Source organism: Sodalis glossinidius str. 'morsitans', assembly GCF_000010085.1.
In the GTDB taxonomy this organism is placed as follows: domain Bacteria; phylum Pseudomonadota; class Gammaproteobacteria; order Enterobacterales; family Enterobacteriaceae; genus Sodalis; species Sodalis glossinidius.
This window is the reverse complement of record NC_007712.1, coordinates 1517764-1535300: the sequence shown is the minus strand read 5'-3', so window position 1 is coordinate 1535300 and position 17537 is coordinate 1517764. Positions and strand designations below refer to the sequence as shown.

The 17537-nt window shown below is 46.7% G+C and carries 26 protein-coding genes and 2 pseudogenes; 19 read left to right on the top strand and 9 right to left on the bottom strand.

Going from position 1 to position 17537, the window contains the following annotated elements; translation table 11 throughout:
- Window positions 1-37 precede the first annotated feature (37 nt).
- The 4 genes and pseudogenes from SGP1_RS36240 to SGP1_RS26910 all read right to left on the bottom strand — a co-directional run bounded on the left by SGP1_RS36240 (window position 38) and on the right by SGP1_RS26910 (window position 1458).
- Window positions 38-346 (bottom strand): hypothetical protein, encoded by a 309-nt coding sequence (locus SGP1_RS36240; protein ID WP_050747504.1) that lies wholly within the window; start codon window positions 344-346, stop codon window positions 38-40.
- A 74-nt stretch (window positions 347-420) separates the two neighbouring features.
- Window positions 421-691 (bottom strand): annotated as a pseudogene (locus SGP1_RS08030) (helix-turn-helix domain-containing protein); the annotation flags it as partial.
- 78 nt (window positions 692-769) lie between these two features.
- The gene (locus tag SGP1_RS08025; protein ID WP_050747503.1) at window positions 770-1069 is read right to left on the bottom strand and encodes a hypothetical protein; all 300 of its coding nucleotides are present in this window, start codon (window positions 1067-1069) and stop codon (window positions 770-772) included.
- A 185-nt stretch (window positions 1070-1254) separates the two neighbouring features.
- Window positions 1255-1458, bottom strand: coding sequence for a helix-turn-helix domain-containing protein (locus tag SGP1_RS26910; RefSeq protein ID WP_243466197.1), 204 nt, complete (start codon window positions 1456-1458; stop codon window positions 1255-1257).
- Window positions 1459-1594: 136 nt separating this feature from the next.
- Between SGP1_RS26910 and SGP1_RS08020 the strand changes: the two genes are divergently transcribed.
- A complete protein-coding gene (locus SGP1_RS08020) occupies window positions 1595-2305 on the top strand; it encodes an XRE family transcriptional regulator (protein WP_011410798.1) in 711 nt (236 codons plus the stop codon).
- Window positions 2306-3231: 926 nt separating this feature from the next.
- Here SGP1_RS08020 and SGP1_RS26900 read toward each other — a convergent pair.
- Window positions 3232-3516 (bottom strand): hypothetical protein, encoded by a 285-nt coding sequence (locus SGP1_RS26900; protein WP_083764701.1) that lies wholly within the window; start codon window positions 3514-3516, stop codon window positions 3232-3234.
- Between the two features lie 116 nt (window positions 3517-3632).
- Between SGP1_RS26900 and SGP1_RS08010 the strand changes: the two genes are divergently transcribed.
- From SGP1_RS08010 to SGP1_RS07990, 4 genes are all read left to right on the top strand, one after another.
- The gene (locus SGP1_RS08010) at window positions 3633-4352 is read left to right on the top strand and encodes a LexA family transcriptional regulator (protein WP_011410797.1); all 720 of its coding nucleotides are present in this window, start codon (window positions 3633-3635) and stop codon (window positions 4350-4352) included.
- Window positions 4353-5240: 888 nt separating this feature from the next.
- The gene (locus SGP1_RS08005) at window positions 5241-6356 is read left to right on the top strand and encodes a RelA/SpoT domain-containing protein (RefSeq protein WP_011410796.1); all 1116 of its coding nucleotides are present in this window, start codon (window positions 5241-5243) and stop codon (window positions 6354-6356) included.
- Between the two features lie 76 nt (window positions 6357-6432).
- Window positions 6433-6708, top strand: a complete 276-nt coding sequence (locus tag SGP1_RS08000; protein WP_041866762.1) for a hypothetical protein — start codon at window positions 6433-6435, stop codon at window positions 6706-6708.
- A gap of 217 nt (window positions 6709-6925) precedes the next feature.
- Window positions 6926-7162, top strand: a complete 237-nt coding sequence (locus SGP1_RS07990) for a DUF1374 domain-containing protein (RefSeq protein WP_050747502.1) — start codon at window positions 6926-6928, stop codon at window positions 7160-7162.
- A 2-nt stretch (window positions 7163-7164) separates the two neighbouring features.
- Here SGP1_RS07990 and SGP1_RS07985 read toward each other — a convergent pair whose 3' ends face one another.
- Window positions 7165-7539: a hypothetical protein gene (locus SGP1_RS07985; RefSeq protein ID WP_041866760.1), complete on the bottom strand. Its 375-nt coding sequence runs from the start codon at window positions 7537-7539 to the stop codon at window positions 7165-7167.
- Window positions 7540-7855: 316 nt separating this feature from the next.
- Between SGP1_RS07985 and SGP1_RS07980 the strand changes: the two genes are divergently transcribed.
- The 14 genes from SGP1_RS07980 (at window position 7856) to SGP1_RS07940 (ending at window position 14566) form a co-directional block, all read left to right on the top strand.
- Window positions 7856-8626, top strand: coding sequence for a Rha family transcriptional regulator (locus tag SGP1_RS07980; RefSeq protein ID WP_041866759.1), 771 nt, complete (start codon window positions 7856-7858; stop codon window positions 8624-8626).
- A gap of 67 nt (window positions 8627-8693) precedes the next feature.
- A complete protein-coding gene (locus SGP1_RS07975; RefSeq protein WP_041866758.1) occupies window positions 8694-9506 on the top strand; it encodes a Rha family transcriptional regulator in 813 nt (270 codons plus the stop codon).
- Between the two features lie 9 nt (window positions 9507-9515).
- Window positions 9516-10115, top strand: a complete 600-nt coding sequence (locus SGP1_RS07970; RefSeq protein WP_011410792.1) for a hypothetical protein — start codon at window positions 9516-9518, stop codon at window positions 10113-10115.
- Window positions 10108-10344 carry a hypothetical protein gene (locus SGP1_RS07965; protein WP_041866757.1) on the top strand — a complete coding sequence of 79 codons (237 nt, stop codon included), beginning with the start codon at window positions 10108-10110 and terminating at the stop codon, window positions 10342-10344. The genes SGP1_RS07970 and SGP1_RS07965 overlap by 8 nt, the downstream gene beginning before the upstream one ends.
- Window positions 10334-10543, top strand: coding sequence for a hypothetical protein (locus SGP1_RS36235; RefSeq protein ID WP_424141142.1), 210 nt, complete (start codon window positions 10334-10336; stop codon window positions 10541-10543). The genes SGP1_RS07965 and SGP1_RS36235 overlap by 11 nt, the downstream gene beginning before the upstream one ends.
- A 15-nt stretch (window positions 10544-10558) precedes the next feature.
- Window positions 10559-10702 carry a protease FtsH-inhibitory lysogeny factor CIII gene (locus tag SGP1_RS29350; RefSeq protein ID WP_148203421.1) on the top strand — a complete coding sequence of 48 codons (144 nt, stop codon included), beginning with the start codon at window positions 10559-10561 and terminating at the stop codon, window positions 10700-10702.
- 105 nt (window positions 10703-10807) lie between these two features.
- Window positions 10808-11005, top strand: a complete 198-nt coding sequence (locus SGP1_RS29345; RefSeq protein ID WP_148203420.1) for a hypothetical protein — start codon at window positions 10808-10810, stop codon at window positions 11003-11005.
- An 8-nt stretch (window positions 11006-11013) separates the two neighbouring features.
- Window positions 11014-11631, top strand: a complete 618-nt coding sequence (locus SGP1_RS07960) for an ERF family protein (protein ID WP_011410791.1) — start codon at window positions 11014-11016, stop codon at window positions 11629-11631.
- Window positions 11622-12017 carry a single-stranded DNA-binding protein gene (locus SGP1_RS07955; RefSeq protein WP_041866756.1) on the top strand — a complete coding sequence of 132 codons (396 nt, stop codon included), beginning with the start codon at window positions 11622-11624 and terminating at the stop codon, window positions 12015-12017. Before SGP1_RS07960 ends, SGP1_RS07955 begins: the two co-directional genes overlap by 10 nt.
- A 9-nt stretch (window positions 12018-12026) precedes the next feature.
- The gene (locus SGP1_RS07950; protein WP_050747501.1) at window positions 12027-12350 is read left to right on the top strand and encodes a hypothetical protein; all 324 of its coding nucleotides are present in this window, start codon (window positions 12027-12029) and stop codon (window positions 12348-12350) included.
- Window positions 12351-12671: 321 nt separating this feature from the next.
- Window positions 12672-12809 (top strand): hypothetical protein, encoded by a 138-nt coding sequence (locus SGP1_RS30660; protein WP_158302356.1) that lies wholly within the window; start codon window positions 12672-12674, stop codon window positions 12807-12809.
- Between the two features lie 53 nt (window positions 12810-12862).
- On the top strand, window positions 12863-13135 hold the full coding sequence (locus tag SGP1_RS07945) for a hypothetical protein (protein WP_041866755.1): 273 nt from the start codon (window positions 12863-12865) through the stop codon (window positions 13133-13135).
- Window positions 13136-13281: 146 nt separating this feature from the next.
- Window positions 13282-13521, top strand: a complete 240-nt coding sequence (locus tag SGP1_RS36230; RefSeq protein ID WP_083764700.1) for an excisionase — start codon at window positions 13282-13284, stop codon at window positions 13519-13521.
- Window positions 13499-14566 (top strand): phage integrase Arm DNA-binding domain-containing protein, encoded by a 1068-nt coding sequence (locus SGP1_RS07940; protein WP_011410790.1) that lies wholly within the window; start codon window positions 13499-13501, stop codon window positions 14564-14566. The genes SGP1_RS36230 and SGP1_RS07940 overlap by 23 nt, the downstream gene beginning before the upstream one ends.
- A 301-nt stretch (window positions 14567-14867) precedes the next feature.
- On the opposite strand, the pseudogene SGP1_RS26885 reads toward SGP1_RS07940, so the two are convergent.
- The 3 genes and pseudogenes from SGP1_RS26885 to potH form a co-directional block, all read right to left on the bottom strand.
- Window positions 14868-15734: pseudogene (locus SGP1_RS26885) on the bottom strand (methyltransferase domain-containing protein); the annotation flags it as partial.
- Window positions 15735-15759: 25 nt separating this feature from the next.
- Window positions 15760-16605: a putrescine ABC transporter permease PotI gene (gene potI / locus SGP1_RS07930; RefSeq protein ID WP_011410789.1), complete on the bottom strand. Its 846-nt coding sequence runs from the start codon at window positions 16603-16605 to the stop codon at window positions 15760-15762.
- Entirely contained in the window at window positions 16602-17513 is a 912-nt protein-coding gene (gene potH, locus SGP1_RS07925) for a putrescine ABC transporter permease PotH (protein WP_041867438.1), read from the bottom strand. The genes potI and potH overlap by 4 nt, the downstream gene beginning before the upstream one ends.
- Window positions 17514-17537: the final 24 nt, after the last annotated feature.

Sequence of the window (17537 nt, the reverse complement as noted above, 5' to 3'; positions counted from 1 at the left end):
ACGAAGCAGGTAGTCAAGATTGGCCGTCCAGCCCCGGTCATTGTCCCCCGAAGTAAAACGGCGGCGCGTGGGTCACAAACGCCTCCACGTAGGCCCGGAACCCCTGAAGGTCTTTTCGTGCCAGCTGACCCATGAGTCGTTTGATACCCTCGCGCCGCTTGTCGTTAAGCTCTACAGCGTGGGGGAGTCTGTCGGCTACCGTGTCGTTGTAGATTGCCAGTGCTACCTGATAGTCCTGCGTGGAAAGCTGGTCAGGTTTTGGTTGGGGGTTTGGTTTTTTCCTGCCGGTTCCGGGGAGAGGCCCCCGGTAGGGGGTAAGGGGTTTTAGGTTCCATAACTGGTTCAAAAGAGTGACTGGTTATGGGGGCAGCTCCTGACCTAGATCATCTCCTACCACACTATTTTCAGGGGGGTGCTTAACTGAATTGTCGAGCGTGAGATAAAACAGATTGGATTGATTCAGCTCACCGCTCTTGCGAAATGCCCTGCGCAGCATTCCCATTTGTTCGAGTGCCCTGATATGGCTTTTAACTGTTGATCTGCCAATTTCACATTGGTCAGCTATATGCTGGTAAGAAGGCCAGCACTCCCCTTTATCATTCGCATTATCAGCCAGCTTAAGGAGAACCAGTTTACATATCGGGTTACCGACTTTGATATTCATAGCCTTAGCCATCAATGACATACTCATTTTTCTGATTTCTCCGCTACTTACGAATATCTTCGCTATGTCTCACGCCTCCAGCATGCTCGTGTTGGAGGCGTTTTCTTATGTCCCTACCAGATGAATCCGTGCTAACTTCATTGCTGAACGAAGCAGGTAGCGGTATTCATCCAGCGGCAGCTTCTTCTCACCCTCGAAGACGAAATCCTGCACACCACTGGCGGCTAAGATATCTATCGTCTCCGTGAGCTTTTCAGAGCGGCGTAGGACGGTTGAATCGGCGACGCCAAGTATTTTTGCGATGTTCGTTTGCTTAACGCGAATGATTGCCTGATAGGCCGCAGCCACAAGATGGCGGCTGATAAATTCGATAGCCGAATTTTTGCGTGTTTTTGCATTCACCATTGGTGATAATCCCTAATGTGATGATTGATAGACGTGACGAAGCTGTGAACTTGTCACAGTAGTTTGTGATGTGGGATGTTTAAGCTCGCTTTTCAGCGACGTATGGCGGGATGCCGATTGTTATAAGAGCGGGTACTGCTGGTTAGACTGTAAAATCCGTTTAATGACCTGTGGGGCCCGTGCCTTTAGTGACTAAAAATATCTGGATACAGTTCTTCTATTTTCAATCCAATAATAACCAATAGGTCTTTCATGCGTTTTTTTGGGGAGGTGCCCCCCCCTCTCTTTTTAATCTGAGATACAGCTTGGGCAGAAATATCTAAGCGTTCCGCAAGAGTTTTTTGCCTGCCTCCTACGGCAAGCACAGCTTTATCTAATGGAGTTAACAAAATATCTCTCTGTTGAGTCTAGTTCTTATGTAAACACCAAGTTTATATCACCAACACCAATCCGTCAACACTATGGTGATTGATAAAATCAACTAAAAGTTTACTCTCTACTTGCAGAGATGCGGAGAACCTAGCTATGAATAATATTACCGAACGATTAAAGCATGTGATGGCGCAGGAAGGCTTAAATCAGCGAGCCTTTGCTGAAAAATTAAACGTATCTCCACAAACTCTACATAACTGGTTGAAAAGAAATGCCATAAGCCGAGAGTCAGCTCAGAAATTAAGCACTCTATTTGGATACTCTCTAGATTGGTTACTCAACGGGAAAGGAGCTACTAAAGCTGCAAGTAACAATAATTCTGAAGTGCCACCAGAAGATGAATGGGGCCGTATCGGCTCATGGGACCGAAAAACACCTTTGAACAATGATGAGGTAGAGATCCCGTTCTATAAGGATATAGAACTAGCCGCTGGTGGCGGTTGTTTTGAAAATGTTGATTACAACAGTTTTTTATTAAGATTTTCAAAATCAACATTAAGAAGAGTGGGAGCTGATTCTTCAGGGCATGGCGTCATATGCTTCACAACCCATGGAAATAGCATGGAGCCGTTCATCCCTGATGGGACTTGTGTTGCAATTGATTGCAATAATAAACATGTTCATGACGGTGATGTGTATGCAATAAACATCAATGGATTAAAGCGAATCAAACAACTATACATGCGCCCTAAGGGAAAAATTGTAGTACGTAGCTTTAATCGTTTAGAGTACCCTGATGAAGAATTTGATGAGCAAGAAGTAGATATTATTGGCCGTTTATTTTGGACTTCTCGCCTTTGGTAAGCAACTTACATTTCTCTCACTAATTTCCATAGTTTTCTATCTCGTCACAATATGAGCCACATCAGAAGCAAATGTGGCTCCTACCTTCACGCATCTTCCTCTCCACTATAAAAATCCTTCTAGAACAATAGGATAAACAATATCCCATAAAATATATAAACATAATATTTACATCGATGTATTCGCGGTGTTTAATGATTTCCATCAACCCACCAGACAGACGCAAGACGATCCCGACGGTGGGAAGCAGTAACCGCTCTTTTCACAATGAGCCATGCGCTCTACGTGACCGAAAGGTCAATACCTAATGCGGATTTCCGAATGCGTTGATGTCAGCACACCCGGGGAAGCCCACAGGAGGTTATATGCAACGTAGAACAGCCTATACAGGCTCATCTGCATCCCGTCGCCGTGAGCGCCGTGCTCATCTCCAACCAATGGCGACAAATGATTTCAACACAACACTAACGATTAACCGCCCTACTCCGTCAAAGGTCGAGCTTACCAGCAAGCGCAAAGCCGCTTTAAGAGCACGTACTGTCGCCCTGACACACATTCCAAAGCCTCAGGCCAGCATTAGCAACTGCTACCTACCGCAAGTGGCAGTATACCGCGCCAGATATCGCAAACAGACGCAGACTGTAACGGCGCGATAAGGCTACCACGCTGCATTTTTGTGATGTTGGTCTGGCGCACCCGTACAATGGCCTGATAAGCTGATGCAACGAGGTGACGGCTGATGAACTCAACCGCAGAATTTTTGCGTGTTTTTGCATTCTCCATCGGAGATAATCCTTTGTGTGATAATCAATAGACGTGACGAAGCCGTGAGCGAGTCACAGTGAGTGGGTACTGTGGGATGTTGAGTTCGGCACGTTTCAGTGCCTTCCGTAGGACGAATGTCCGTTGTGAAGGTGGTGCTACAGTTAGGCTGTAAAATACTTGTAGTGCTGCTTGGTCAGAGTCTTCTTCGTACGAATTGGAGCAAAAACCAAGGCTTCTTTAGCTACAGGCTCAGGATCGGACCAATTCTTTGTTGCTTGCGAAATCCTCATAGCCTTTTCAGCTGATGCACGCCTAAAACCATAAGCTAATTGATTTAAATAGCCAGTTGATGTCCCTGCCAATAATGAAAATGACTCCCATTTATGGGGACCTGCCTGTTTCTTCCAGCGCATCAACTCAGTATGTTCTGTTGTGCTTGAATTCATTATTTTCTCCAAATGCTAATGAGCCAACAAACATTAGCACCAAGCTAAACTCAAGGCAAGCTAAATTTAGCGCCTTGGATATTTATCTATGCGCTAAAAAATGAGAAAATTTAGGCATGGATATAAAATACATAAGACGCAAAAATTTGCGAGATCAGCAATTAAAAGCCATAAAGGCAGGTCTGAGTAAAGCCGACTTCGCGGAAAAATGCGGAACCTCAGCCTCTACGATCAGCCAAATATTAGGAGACAAGGCTGGTCGTAATCTTGGTGATGATCTCGCTAGAAAAATCGAAAAGAACCTAGGCCTAAAGCATGGGTGGCTGGATCTTCAGCACCATGAAACACAAAAGAATTCCGAGGTGCATGAAGCTCAGATTATTGGTGGTATAATTCCTTGGGACTCAAAAACTTCATTGTACGGTGATGAGGTGGAAGTTCCCTTTTTGAAAGAGGTAAAAATTTCAGCTGGTAGCGGCAGCTTGTTCCAAGAGGATCACAACGGATATAAATTACGGTTTGCCAAGTCAACGTTAAGGCGATTAAATGTTCAGCCAGAAAACGCAGTATGTGTTGAGGTTATCGGGAATAGCATGGAGCCTGTTTTACCTGATGGCTCAACAGTCGGAGTTGATTTGGGAAACAAAATCATCAAGGATGGAAAGATGTATGCTATTGATTATGGTGACTTTCTTCGTGTAAAAGTACTCTATCTTATGCCAAAAGGTAAAATCAGAATTCGTAGTTATAATCAAGATGAATATGACGATGAAGAATGCGACGCTACCGAAGTAACCGTGATCGGGAAAGTTTTTTGGTCATCAGTGCTATATTAAACTTATTTTAATGATTTCTAAAAGGCCGACATTATGTTGGTTTTTTATGCCCACCATTAAATCTTTTCTTAAATTTTTCTTTCCTCTCCATACATTTAACACATAACGCTAAATTTTTTAGCAAAACACGCTTGTGTTAATTTTAGCTTTAAGCTAATTTATTGATATCAACCCACCAGACAGACGCAAGACGAGCCAAACTGTGGGATAGCAGATTGATTACTCTGCTCTACAACGAACCTAGTGCTCTACGGAAGGCACTGAAACGTGCCGAACCTTTGCCCAGATGTTTTTAGGGTATGGTGAATGTGTAGGCTGATACACAAAGAATAGTCGCTATGCATGGTCAGTGAATAAGGCCACGGCTCAGAGGCTAAACCATGAATGCCGGAGATCAGCACTGCCCACCACACCACCAAAACCATCTGTTGGAGGTGAACATGCAAGCAACTATCATACGGTAAATCAATTAACCCTGTCGTAAAAGATAATGCGCGTAGCCGTCGGCAAAAACGGCGCAGGGCCGAGGAAGTCGATAATGGCCTTGTAATATCACGCATTGACAGGGCATTAGGTCTGAAGCCAGAGAAACAGCAATATCCATCCCGATGGGAAAAACTCAGCAAACTCAAACCAGCACCACCGCTAGATTTAAGCACGCTGATCCAGTACCAAAAGCAAATCACCCATTCCGCCCAGAAGCACATGCAAGCCAGATATCCACATCGCGGGGCGTTCGTGAAATTTAAGTAGGGGTCGTGCTGTTTGAAGAATGTGGCTTTATTTCAGGCGGGGTATCGGAGATGTGAAAATGTCACAGCCTGGTAACTACTGCGTTACAAAGCAGGGACAGTGATGACTTGAGCAGACAACGTCGAGGAGTTTATATTGAGCGACCTAATGTCCATTTTCGGTACCCCTACAATGGCAAATGCTCAATACGAAAAAGGTAAAATTAGGCTTGATTTTTCAAAAAACCAAATAAAGAAAGCAGGAGAATCTATAAGAAAGGAAGGAGTAACAAATGAAAAAGTTCAATTGATTCAAAATTATAGGGCGGCCCATCTTTACCCCTTAATGATAATAAAAAATTTAGTCTGGAAACACATTCAAAAAATAGCGCCCAACGCTATTATCGCCAGAAGATTAAAGCGCCTCCCAACTATTATAGACAAGTTAACCAGAGATACCTTAGATGGCATCAACAAAAACACTATGTGTGTTACTCGGATGCAAGATATAGGAGGATGTCGAGTAATCGTTGATAACAAAGAGCAGTCATTGCGGGTCAACTCTTCGCTTGAGCAAAGTAGAACCTTGTACATAACCAAGTTGTCAAGAGATTATAACATAAATCCTAAGAAAACCGGCTACCGGGGGATACATAGGGTTTATCAATGTTATGGGAAAAGGAAGGAGCATGATTGGAAGGGATTTACTATTGAACTACAACTCCGAACTCGATTACAACACCTATGGGCTACAACAGTCGAAGTCGTCGACCTCTGCGAAGGAAAAACCTTAAAAACAAACCCCTATGATGCTGACCCGAGATGGATAGCTTTTTTCCGTGAAATGAGCGATTTTCTGGCTGATGAGGATGGATTTATTTCGTTATCTAACGAACAGAAAAAGCAGTCTCTTATTGCGCTAAATGAAGCACTTAATGCCCAAAAAAAGCTTGAATCTTTTAACTTAATCTTTTCGGGCAGAAAAATATCCCACGATAAAAATAAGTACCGGTATGCAATTATAGGGATATGCTTATCAGATAAGACAACACACGTTAACTTCTTTGGGGAAAGAAAAAAACATGATGCCATTAGACTGTATTCAGAAATAGAAAAAAATGACCTATGGAATGGTCTATTCGTAGAAATGAGTGATATTTGGCAGTTACAGTATGCATACCCAAATTATTTAATTGACACTCATCAATTTGTTGAAAAATTAAAATCCTATACAGAGTCAAGTTATTGGACTCAGCCTTTAAGATTTCGTTAATCTCGCTGTAGGGGTACACCGGGATCCTCGCCGCCTGAGAGAGTCACCAAAGCAGGCACTTAACACGGAGACCACCATGCAAAAGCTCATTGACGAATTCGACCACCTGATAGCGCCGGGGACGATTGTTACTGAAATCATCCTGTCTGGCGTTGTAGACGACTACGGCGATATAATGCAAAAAAATGATAATTCTGACTTTTTTAGCGTCCATATCCGAGGCCACGACGGTTTACTACGGGCCATCGGCGACTTCTCCGACCGTGAGGACGCACTCGCTTATGCCGCGAGGATGGTTGAGAAATATCAGGCACCACTGACGGACAATACCCGGAAGTTATTAAACGATTAGGAGCATAAAATAGATTTATGGCAGATGATGTCGATTTAGCCAGCCAACACGAAGAAGCTTTCCGCCAACACCAGATTACCCATTATCGAGAAGAGGAATTACCCCTAACCGGTCGTTGCTATAATTGTGAAGACCCAGCCGAGGGTAATTTCTGCTGCAAAGAATGTGGGGAAGATTGGGAGAAGAGGAAATATTTTGATAGTCAACAGAGGATTGAATGATGCAACTTAACAAGCCTCGTATAACGACCTTCAACCATCCAAATTTCGGTGAGATGGTTGCCGTCACCAATGGCAGTAACAATATTAACGATTCGCGTTATTTGATGAACGTAGAAGAGTATCCATACGATGACTATGAGACAATGGTATATAAATCAACCATTGCCTATCTGGTGGAGGAAAATAAGCGACTCAAGAAGCAGGTACGCAAGTTAACGCGGGTGTATGACTGAAGCTATTTCAGCAATTTCAAAATAGCGGTCATAAGGCCAACGGTAGCAATAAGCATCCCACCAACACGAACCGTCATCTGTAGTCCCAATTTATCGAACCTGTTAGCAATATCCTTGCGAACATCGGCTATCTGCGCGTCGGTCTTCTCGAAGCGGGCGTCGATTTCTTTATGCACGTCCTCAAGGTCACGCTTGACGGCTGTAACTTCAGATAAAACGTCTTTTTTGGCATCGTCAAGATCGCGCTTGGTAGCAACATCAACTGCCTCGTGCGATTCACGAACTGCAATCGAAATTGCCTCAGCCTGATCTTTAGGCAAGCCAGCAGTTTCTAGTGTTTCAACGAATTTCAATGTATCGAACGCAACTTGACCCATAGGGGATGCCTCCTCATTTTGGGCAAGTGTAACCCAGCAATCGTATTGACGGAAGATCAACCCATGCGCTATAGTCGCTTTGCACTTGCAAATTCAGGTGCCGGGATTCGCAACCCGCCGTGTGTACCGGCCAATAACACGCCGAGAGCGTGTTTTTTTATTGGTCAAAACCTAGTCACAGAACAATGGTGGCTCAGGTGGGGGAGCCGTATAAGGCTCGCCGGGGTACACCGGTATTGCGAACCCCGCTTGGGCTACCACCAGTGATTCGCAACTCTGATGGTAGCGTTACCCAAATGTACCATTGGAGGTCATTATGACCATTCATACCAGCCTTGCTGCACCTAAAGTTACTATCCACGATGGTAAAGCTATTACCACCACCGATGACGTTGCCGCTTACTTCGGCAAACAACCACATCATGTTGTACAAAAAGTAGAATCCCTTGAATGTTCAGAAGATTTTATCATCCGCAACTTTTCGCGAATGATAAAAAATGTACAACTTGCCAAAGGAGCAACGCGTGAGGTCGTCTACTATGAAATGACCAAGGACGGCTTCGTCTTCCTCGTCATGGGTTTCACTGGCAAGAAAGCAGCAGCGTTCAAGGAAGCTTACATCGCGGAGTTTAACCGCATGGAGGCTGAGCTTTATGCGATGCCGAGACATAATTCCTCAGCAGCCGAACTATTCACCGACGATGATCTTCGCAGATTAACTCATCTGGTTTGGAGCATGGCTAACGGCTTCCGTTTCGAGAAAGCATGGACCCAAGGAATCTGGCACGCTCTACGGCTCGTTACCGGCGTACCATCGCCACAACACTTTGAAGTTCGGCAGATACCGTTATTAGCCGAAGAGTGCAGCCGTATCTACTCCATGACCACCCAGCTAAAGCAAACAATCTTCGAGGCAGAACGGCAAGCCATAAAGCGTGTACTCTGCCAGCAAGAAGACGCAAATCTCGTACTTGGCGAGATGCAATGGATGATCGAGAATAGTAGCCAACAGCACTCCAGTGTTATGTCCCAAGCTCTGACTAAATGGCAACAAGCAAACGTTAGCCAGTTCCTGCAACGCCACTAATCACTCATCCTACCCCGGTAACGTGCCGGGGTTCCGTTAATCACATTGACTTGTGAGGAGATTGATCATGCAAAATTTAACCATTGCACAAACATTAACCATGTCCAGCCGCGAGATTGCGGAGCTTGTCGGCAAACGACATGACCATGTTATCCGTAACGTATGGGAGATGCTTGAGCAGCTTTATCAGATAGAAAAAGATGCCCCAAATTTGGGTAATCATAAAAATCAGAAAGTTACGATAATTGAAGGTGTAATCATTGCTATTGATGGGCGTGGCTATGTCGGTGAGTTCCTTCTCGACCGCCGTCATACCGAAATCCTCATCACCGGCTATGACGTAAAACGCCGTGCTACCGTCATTGATCGCTGGTTCGCTCTTGAGTCTGGTAAAGCGCAGGCAATCACCGCAGCCCCTGCATTGCCGGAAAATTACATTTCTGCGCTGGAAGCTCTGCTGGAATCGAAAAAGAGTGAAGCCAAGCTGGCATTGGTCAACAAGAAACAAGAAAAAGAGATTCATTGCTTACAAAACCTCTTTCAGGTAGGCATGACGCCCGTCCAGTTCTGCAAGCAGCTTAACGGGGTGAATATTATAGGGGTAAATCTATTTCTGGAAGAGCGTAATTTCCTCTACGACGGACAGAAAGAAGAAAACAAACCTTATGAATGGCGTGTAAAGGCTTATGCGCGCGACAAATATTTCACCGAGAAAACCGTCACTATCCCTACAGAGAAAGGCAAGAAGAAATTTTATGAAGTCATTCTTTTAAAAGAAGGCGCTAAATGGCTCTATCGCCATTATCTAAAAAAAGAGCTTCCGATGAAGAAAAGCTGGAACGGACTGTTTACCCACGATAAATATTTTCAGGTAGCATAAGGAATCATCATGAGTGAAGAAATAGTACAGCTTACGCGCTGGTATTTCGTGACATATGAAATAAAAAATAAATATTCAACATGGGAATACGGCCTCTTTTGCCGTGGTGTCTCAGCCACTAATGCTGCTGTAGAGACAGTATTGGCTATTTATAAAAAGTTTCCAGATGTGGATAGCGTTTCATGTGTCAACGTCCGTCAGGCAACGGCACATGAGGACAAGCTTTTTAAAGATGAATGGCAGCGTTTACTCAAGAAGCCCAAACGTAAAGGGAAGAAAAGCATGAAGCAATCACAGGAAGTTATCGTAGCCCGTATCATCGCAGCATCCAAAGATATTGTCGCTTACGAAAAGGAAATGGTGACGCTGAAAGATATTTATCGTATCGCCATGCGCCAATATTTCCGTGAACACGGTGACCCTGGCGTTGATTGTGGACGACTCAGACCGGACAAGCCAGAGTATGAAGGGGTTATCAAACATACTGACCCTTATTTTATCGCCATACTCAAGAAAAAACGTGAATTACATAATGCTCGCCGTCGTCACAGTCGTGCGACTCAGGCATTAATCAAGTACCAAACGGAGAAGGATGCCGACCATGTTTAAAACGTTCTGGACACTGAAAATCATCAACGTCATCTCAATTATGACATGGATAGCAGAAAGTATAACCACTGTCATTGGCATTATGGATGCAGAACAAAAGATAGTTATCTTTTTAGCAATAGCATTATTTTTTAGTCGGTTATTTTTGGAATGCATCGCTGTACAATTTGTACAGGCTGAAACTTTAAATAAAATCTTCGGTAAACTGGAGAAGGAGAATGAAACCTAAAATTCCACAATGGGTAAAATATAAAGCAGAGCTATATGAACACCTCTACCGCGAAGAACTTAAGCGCGTAAGACGCATCCGACGAAATGGTTATTTATCAATGAGCCTTTCCCTCTGCTGGCGAATATTATCTAAAGATAGCGGCCAGAGTTGGAAAACCATGAGTCACGCAAAGTACAATACACAAATAACAATATAATAACAGGAGCACCCCATGAATTACGCATTCGCGGGTAATGCTGCCCTCATGGGGAGCTATCACCCGGAAGAAACCCAATTGGATAAAGTTGTTAAATGGCTGAGAAATGGATACAGGAAACTTATCGATATTCTCAAGCAGCAAGGCAATCCGCTATGAACTATGCCAATAAGTTAATTCAGGCGCTAATCGCCGAATCTCTGCGATTACACGACGCATTGCTCTGGGATATCACCATCAAGATATATGAGGTAAGGAGGAGGAATGAGCTTATTAGATAACATACCACCACAAGTTCAAACACTGCGTATGAGTCAGGAATGGCGACGCTTCTGCTTAATTCAGGCGCTTGAATATCGTCGATTAGGCATGCGTGAAGCGAAGAAGGAATCGCTGCATTATGCACACACAGAAAAGCTAAACATCAAATACTTCATGCCAAACGGTAACGAACCTTTTTGAGGTGAACGATGAAAGTCTATTCAGCTATCAGTAATGTTGCCCGTGATTTAGCGGCTACGGGGATTAAGAAAGAAGGAAATAATACTCAACAAGGCTTTAAGTTTCGGGGGATTGACCAAGTTTATACCGCACTGGCTCCGGTACTGGCAAAATATGGGCTGGTCATTCTTCCCCGAATTGTTGAGCGGATGGTGACCGAACGAGCAACCCGACAAGGCGGCGTACTGTTTTATGTTACGGTCAAAGCCGAATTTGACTTTGTTGCAACAGAAGATGGCTCAAAACACACCGTGACGACCTATGGCGAGGCGATGGATAGCGGCGACAAGGCTACCAATAAGGCGATGTCCATTGCTTACAAATATGCTGCCTTTCAAGCTTTTTGCATACCCACGGAAGAAACGGCTATTGATGCCGATGCTGAAGTGCATGAAGTGGCAGCACCTACACCAGATGATATTCTTAAATCCTTCACCGAGCAGGCAATGACTGTTCAATCATTACATGAACTCCAAATGGAATTTAGAAAAATCTGGACGCCGTTGAATGGTACGGCGCAGCAAACAGAAGCCAAAAATATTTACGATATCCGAAAATCAGAATTGGAGGCCGCATTATGTCAATAAACGTCGTAACATTTTCAGGAAACCTCGGCAGTGATTGTGTTACCCGAAGCACCCCCAATGGCAAGGTGATTGCCACATTTTCATTGCCAGTCAAGCAGGGATATGGCGAGCATGAAAAAGTCACTTGGGTGCAGTGCCGTATGTTTGGGGCAAGAGCAGAGAAACTCCTCCGTTATCTCACCAAAGGGACGAAAGTAATCGTTACAGGGCAATTCGTTCTCGAAAGCTGGACAGCCAAAGACGGCACCGAAAAATCAACGCCGGTTGTTATTGTTAATGAGATTTATTTCACCAGCAAGCAGGATGGACAGCCTCAGCAAAATAAACCGCCAGTAAGTAATGAAGCGCCACCACCGTTTGATGATAACTCGGGGATTCCCTTTTAAGGAGAGTTTATGGATACCGTACAGGCTTGCATAAAAAGTTACGAGAGATTAAAAAACCTTAAATTAGTTGGACTAGATGTAGGGATACCGTGGCAAACGGTATATATTTATTTAAAAAGAAATGGGGTAAGAGTCATTGCTGATAAGGCTCGTTATGGCTCAGCCACGGATAGAATAGTGGTAATTAGCGAGCAATGGTTAAAAAAAGACGTACCAGATGCTATAGATAATAATCAGATATACTTTCAGTCAACAATTGACTTTACAGTAAGTAAAATATCTGTAGATGTAAAAACATCGCAAATCCGACTTTGTAAAAATAAATTAACTTGAGAAATAAGTACGTATAGTTCTTTTATATTAACAAACAAAGAGATATAGCAGATTTCTTTGTGCTTTACGCCATAGTTTTAAAAGGCAATAAAAAACATGTATTTTTGCTGCCACGTGAAATCGCAACCAGTCGAACAACGATTTCCATTCCTATATCTATGAATAGAAAATGGGCCGATTATAAAATAGACAGCAAATATTTATCTAGCTTCTTTAAAGCATTAGCCAAGTAAAATTCCTAAATTTTAAACCTACAGATTAATGTAATTCATGGCTGACTCCCGGTCAGGGAGTCGGCCATCTGCAATACAGGAGTTCAGCATGGACACAAATAGCCAGAAAATAATGGTTCGCTTTTACAATGCCAGCTGTACCGCATGGCAATTCCCGGACGGAGCAATCATTCGTAATGCTTATGAAGCTCAGCGTAAAGCCGATAAATTAGGCATGATTTTATAGAAACGAAATCTACGCCGCTTTTCCAACTCACATTAACGCTATTGAGGTGAAGCATGAATGGTTTACTCACCGGATTACTCGCCCGCCGGGAGACCGGCCTTCTCGAAGAAATTGAAAAACTGGAAAACCGTATTATTAGCATGGAGAATGAGGCCGATGCAGAATGCTGGCTTCTTGAAGATGATATCCGCCAAACGCGATTTGAAGCGGACTGCAAGCTTATTGGGGAATATGAGGAAGGCATTTGTACTGGTTTGCCGAAAGAGGAAATACTGGCCTCTCTGGTAAATGGTGCGCTACATCGGATTCAAGCGACCATGCAATAAATAATCCCGGCTGTCGCATGGCAGCCTGAAATCACCTCACCACTGCACACCAGGTGTGCAACTTTATTTCTACGATTCACAATCCCCCCCGCCTGCTCGCCGTCATAACAAACGGAGTAGCGGCTTGATTTAAGCAGAGGCAAATAATGGCATACATCACATTATCCGAGTGGAATCGGCGGCAAGCCCATCCGCACTGTATGGAAACACTTAGACGCGCAGCCCGAGGCGGACGTTTTTTCCCGCCAGCCATATTTGAAGGTCGAGAATATTTAGTTGACGAAAACGCCGAGAAGCTTACCCGAAACAATACCTTCAACCCATCCAGAACTGTTCACCCCGCATTACTATCGAGGATAAAACATGGCACGCCGGAGAAGCCATAAAAACCGCGATTTGCCGCCAAACCTGCAACCCATAAATGGCGGCTATTTTTGCTATCGCGACCCACGAACAGGAAAAGAATACGGCCTCGGACGCAATCGGCGGGAGGCTATTACGCAAGCCATAGCCGCTAATATGGCGATTTATGGCTCATCAAAACAATCACCACTCGTTGACCGCATTAGCGGCACACAGGCGACCACAGTTAGCGAATGGACTACACGTTATTTGACAATACTCGAAGGTCGGAAGCTAAAACCAAAGACGATGACTGAGCATCGGAAATATTTGAAAGCTATCAATGAACATCTGGGCGAATTTGCTATTCAGCAGGTGCAAACAAAAGATGTTGCTGCCTTCCTGAATCTGTGGGTCAAAGCCGGGAAAGAAACGATGGCGAATAAATTGAGAAAGGAAGTTATTGATTTATTCCGCGAGGCCATTGCAGATGGGATAGTATCGCACAACCCCGCCGAGGCCACACGGAACCAGCGTGTAGAAATCCAGCGTGAGCGTATAACACTTGAGGAATGGAAGGTCATCCGCAAGATAGCTGAGAAATTACCTGCATGGGTTGGCTCCTGTCTTGACCTTGCCCTGGTTACAGGTCAACGACTGGGCGATATACAGGCGCTTCTCTGGGAGAATTTCAAAGACGGACGCCTTTACATCAAGCAAGCGAAAACAGGCATGATGCTGGCATTCTCCGCGGTAACACGTATTGATTGCCTCAACTTATGCCTTGCTGATGTACTGAGCCAGTTTAAGGCATTAAATAGCACTGGGTCACATATTGTTGCAGACTCCAAACATGAACAATTTGCCGCAAAAACGATATCCGCCGCCTTTTTGAAGGCGCGTCGCGTATCTGGATTGACGTGGCAAGGTGACCCGCCTTCATTCCATGAAATCAGAAGTTTGGCGGCACGACTCTACACCGATGAGAAAGGGAGGGATTATGCGCAAAAACTGCTAGGACATAAGTCATCCGAGATGACCGATAAGTACCGCGATGTAAGAGGGTCGGAGTGGGCCGAGATTGAATAGTTTCGATCGAATTTCGAGTAATTTCGATCGATCACTTGTAACTATTTGAATTTAAATGCCATAATCTTAATGCAGCTGCGCTTCGAGCAGCGCCATTAATACGCGCCGCGTCCAGCACGGGTGCCTGCCCTTGCCACGCCGCATCAGCATCAATGGCTACCTCGGAACAGGTGAGACCTGGGCGTCGAAGGTAAGCCACGTCACGCACGCTGAAACTTAACGGCTCAACGTGTGCCGAAAGAGAGGCGTGAGAGGATCCTGTCCGAAAGGACATTAACCGGCGTCGCCCGGCGCGCGGCGCGCGGCGCTCGAGCAGCACCAGCGTTTCATAATGAGCGGTATGGGGAAACATATCGAACAGCCGGACACGGCACACCTGATAGTCGCAGAGCGCGCCCAGATCGCGCATGAGCGTCGCGGCCTGGCAGCTGGAATAGAGGATCCAGCGCGGCGCCGTTTTGCACCGCAAACCGGGTGGAATCAAACGCCTGAAACGAGACACCCTCCAGCCCCAATTGCTACGCCAACTGCCGCGCGCTGGCGATAGCCTCCGCGGTGAGTTCCATGCCGGGACGATACACGTGTAGACCAAAGCCGCCGACACCGCAAAACAAATCCCAAAGCCGTGTCACCGGCAACGCGGCGACCCAATCACGGGCGGTGGCGTACAGGCCGGCGGCGACCTACGGGTTAGTCTGAAAGAAACTTTGCGGCCGAATGTACAGCGGCACGCCGTTGAGCCGCTCCTCCAGAGCGCGCGCAGGCGTCAGCATGATTTCCCGTTCCCCTTCCAGCACCGCCATCGGCACCGGCTGCAGGTTAACCGAGATAACCTTCAACTGCGGTAATCGCGCCTGCAGCCAGGGCAATACCGCCCGTAGCTGCGCCATCGAGCCTGCTTTCCGTAGCAGCAAGAACTTTAATTCGCCGCGCCGGCGCGCCACATGATATGGGGTCAGCCCGCGCGCGGGATAAACTGTTTCAAGACGGCGACCACCGGCGCAAAACTTGCCGGATACAGCGGACAAGCGCACAAATCAACGCCGCCGTCGGCATACGCAATGCCCAGCAGCGGCCGCTCGACGCTGCCGCTCACCACCATTTTGGCCTTATTGCGCATCGCCTGCGGCGCCGAGCCCATGGCCGGCTGCCAGCATTCCGGCGGCACATTGGATTAGCAGCGATCCCGTCAATCAGCCACGCGCGGCGCGCTGGCGATCGCGCTGATGCTGTTTTTCCTTACGGGACATTAACCACCAGGCTATCAGACTGATTACGCCCACCCCCCCCAGGATAAGCGTCGCCAGGGCATTAATTTCCGGGTTTACCCCCATGCGTACGCTGGAGAAAACTAGCATTGGCAGCGTCGTGGAGCCGGAACCGGCGACAAAACTGGCGATCACCAAATCGTCGAGCGACAGGGTAAACGCCAATAGCCAGCCGGAGATGATAGCCGGCGCAATCATCGGCAACGTAATGATGAAAAACACCTTCACCGTCGTGGCGCCCAAATCCATCGCCGCTTCTTCGATAGAGTGATCCAGCTCGCGCAGGCGTGAACTCACCACCACCGCCACGTAAGCGGTACAAAAAGTCACATGCACCAGCCAGATGGTGAACATGCCGCGCTCGGCGGGCCAGCCTATTGCGTGCCCCAGCGCAACAAACAGCAGCAGCAGCGACAATCCGGTAATCACATCCGGCATGACCAGCGGCGCAGTCAACATAAAGGCGAAACCGCTGTCGCCGCGAAAGCGGCCGAAGCGAACGATAACCACCGACGCCAGGGTCCCCAGCACCGCCGCCATGGTCGCGGTCGACGCCGCCAGCGTCATACTCAGCGTCACGGCGCTAATCATTGCGTCGTCGTGCACCAGCACGTGGTACCACTGCGTGGACCAGCCGGCCCAGACCGTTACCAGTCGAGAGCTGTTAAACGAATAAATCACTAACATCAGCATCGGCGCGTACAAAAAGGTGTAACCCACCACCAGTATCAGGATGCGCCAAGGCGAGCGTACGACCGGTAACGTATTCATCGGTGATCTCCCATGGCTTTGTTCTGATATTTATGGAACCACATGATGGGGGCTATCAACAGCAGCAGCATCACCACCGCGACCGCTGAGGCCACCGGCCAATCGCGATTATTGAAAAACTCCTGCCACAAGATCCGGCCGATCATAATGCTGTCCGGCCCGCCGAGCAGTTCAGGGATCACATACTCCCCTACCGCCGGGATAAACACCAGCATCGAGCCGGCGATAATGCCCCCTTTGGTGAGCGGCACGATCACTTGGAAAAAGGTTTTCAGCGGCCGGGCGCCCAAATCCAGCGAGGCTTCCACCAGGGAGTAATCCAACCGGGTCAGCGCGGTATAGATGGGCAGGATCATAAAGGGTAAATAGGCGTATACTACGCCGATATACACCGCCAAGTTGGTATGCAGTATTACCAGCGGCTGGTCGATAACCCCGAGCCACATCAGCACATTATTCAGCACGCCGTTATTCTTCAAAATGCCCATCCAGGCATAAACCCTGATCAAAAATGAGGTCCAGGAGGGCAGAATAACCAGTAACAGCAGAATGTTACGTGTAGATGCCCAGCTGTGCGCCACCGCCCAGGCCATGGGATAACCCAGCAGGAGGCAGAAGAACGTCGACACCGCCGCTACCTGCAAAGATTGCAGATAAGCTTCGATATACAGCGGGTCGTCCAGCAGCTGGATGAAATTAGCCAGGTTGAGCGAAATCGTCAGGGAGCCGTCCAGCCAGTTGATCAAATCGGTATAGGGCGGAATGGCGCGCGCCATTTCGGCCAGACTGATTTTGAACACAATCAAAAACGGCAGCATGAACAATAACAGCAGCCACAGATAAGGCAGCAGGATCACCATCTTGCGCCCGTGGGCCATCTGCCAGCGGGTCAACAAGCCCGGGATCATCACGCGCCGCGCGCCGCCAGACGG

Coding starts and splice junctions, on each gene's coding strand:
- SGP1_RS07970 (WP_011410792.1), top strand. CDS start 9,516: ATGAGTGAAGAAATAGTACAGCTTACGCGCTGGTATTTCGTGACATAT.
- SGP1_RS07985 (WP_041866760.1), bottom strand. CDS start 7,539: ATGGGTCAAGTTGCGTTCGATACATTGAAATTCGTTGAAACACTAGAA.
- SGP1_RS07960 (WP_011410791.1), top strand. CDS start 11,014: ATGAAAGTCTATTCAGCTATCAGTAATGTTGCCCGTGATTTAGCGGCT.
- SGP1_RS07955 (WP_041866756.1), top strand. CDS start 11,622: ATGTCAATAAACGTCGTAACATTTTCAGGAAACCTCGGCAGTGATTGT.
- SGP1_RS36235 (WP_424141142.1), top strand. CDS start 10,334: ATGAAACCTAAAATTCCACAATGGGTAAAATATAAAGCAGAGCTATAT.
- SGP1_RS08010 (WP_011410797.1), top strand. CDS start 3,633: ATGGATATAAAATACATAAGACGCAAAAATTTGCGAGATCAGCAATTA.
- SGP1_RS07945 (WP_041866755.1), top strand. CDS start 12,863: ATGAATGGTTTACTCACCGGATTACTCGCCCGCCGGGAGACCGGCCTT.
- SGP1_RS29350 (WP_148203421.1), top strand. CDS start 10,559: ATGAATTACGCATTCGCGGGTAATGCTGCCCTCATGGGGAGCTATCAC.
- SGP1_RS30660 (WP_158302356.1), top strand. CDS start 12,672: ATGGACACAAATAGCCAGAAAATAATGGTTCGCTTTTACAATGCCAGC.
- SGP1_RS08020 (WP_011410798.1), top strand. CDS start 1,595: ATGAATAATATTACCGAACGATTAAAGCATGTGATGGCGCAGGAAGGC.
- SGP1_RS08000 (WP_041866762.1), top strand. CDS start 6,433: ATGCAAAAGCTCATTGACGAATTCGACCACCTGATAGCGCCGGGGACG.
- SGP1_RS07940 (WP_011410790.1), top strand. CDS start 13,499: ATGGCACGCCGGAGAAGCCATAAAAACCGCGATTTGCCGCCAAACCTG.
- SGP1_RS07950 (WP_050747501.1), top strand. CDS start 12,027: ATGGATACCGTACAGGCTTGCATAAAAAGTTACGAGAGATTAAAAAAC.
- potI (WP_011410789.1), bottom strand. CDS start 16,605: ATGAATACGTTACCGGTCGTACGCTCGCCTTGGCGCATCCTGATACTG.
- SGP1_RS08025 (WP_050747503.1), bottom strand. CDS start 1,069: ATGGTGAATGCAAAAACACGCAAAAATTCGGCTATCGAATTTATCAGC.
- SGP1_RS29345 (WP_148203420.1), top strand. CDS start 10,808: ATGAGCTTATTAGATAACATACCACCACAAGTTCAAACACTGCGTATG.
- SGP1_RS36230 (WP_083764700.1), top strand. CDS start 13,282: ATGGCATACATCACATTATCCGAGTGGAATCGGCGGCAAGCCCATCCG.
- SGP1_RS07980 (WP_041866759.1), top strand. CDS start 7,856: ATGACCATTCATACCAGCCTTGCTGCACCTAAAGTTACTATCCACGAT.
- potH (WP_041867438.1), bottom strand. CDS start 17,513: ATGATCCCGGGCTTGTTGACCCGCTGGCAGATGGCCCACGGGCGCAAG.
- SGP1_RS26900 (WP_083764701.1), bottom strand. CDS start 3,516: ATGAATTCAAGCACAACAGAACATACTGAGTTGATGCGCTGGAAGAAA.
- SGP1_RS07965 (WP_041866757.1), top strand. CDS start 10,108: ATGTTTAAAACGTTCTGGACACTGAAAATCATCAACGTCATCTCAATT.
- SGP1_RS07975 (WP_041866758.1), top strand. CDS start 8,694: ATGCAAAATTTAACCATTGCACAAACATTAACCATGTCCAGCCGCGAG.
- SGP1_RS07990 (WP_050747502.1), top strand. CDS start 6,926: ATGATGCAACTTAACAAGCCTCGTATAACGACCTTCAACCATCCAAAT.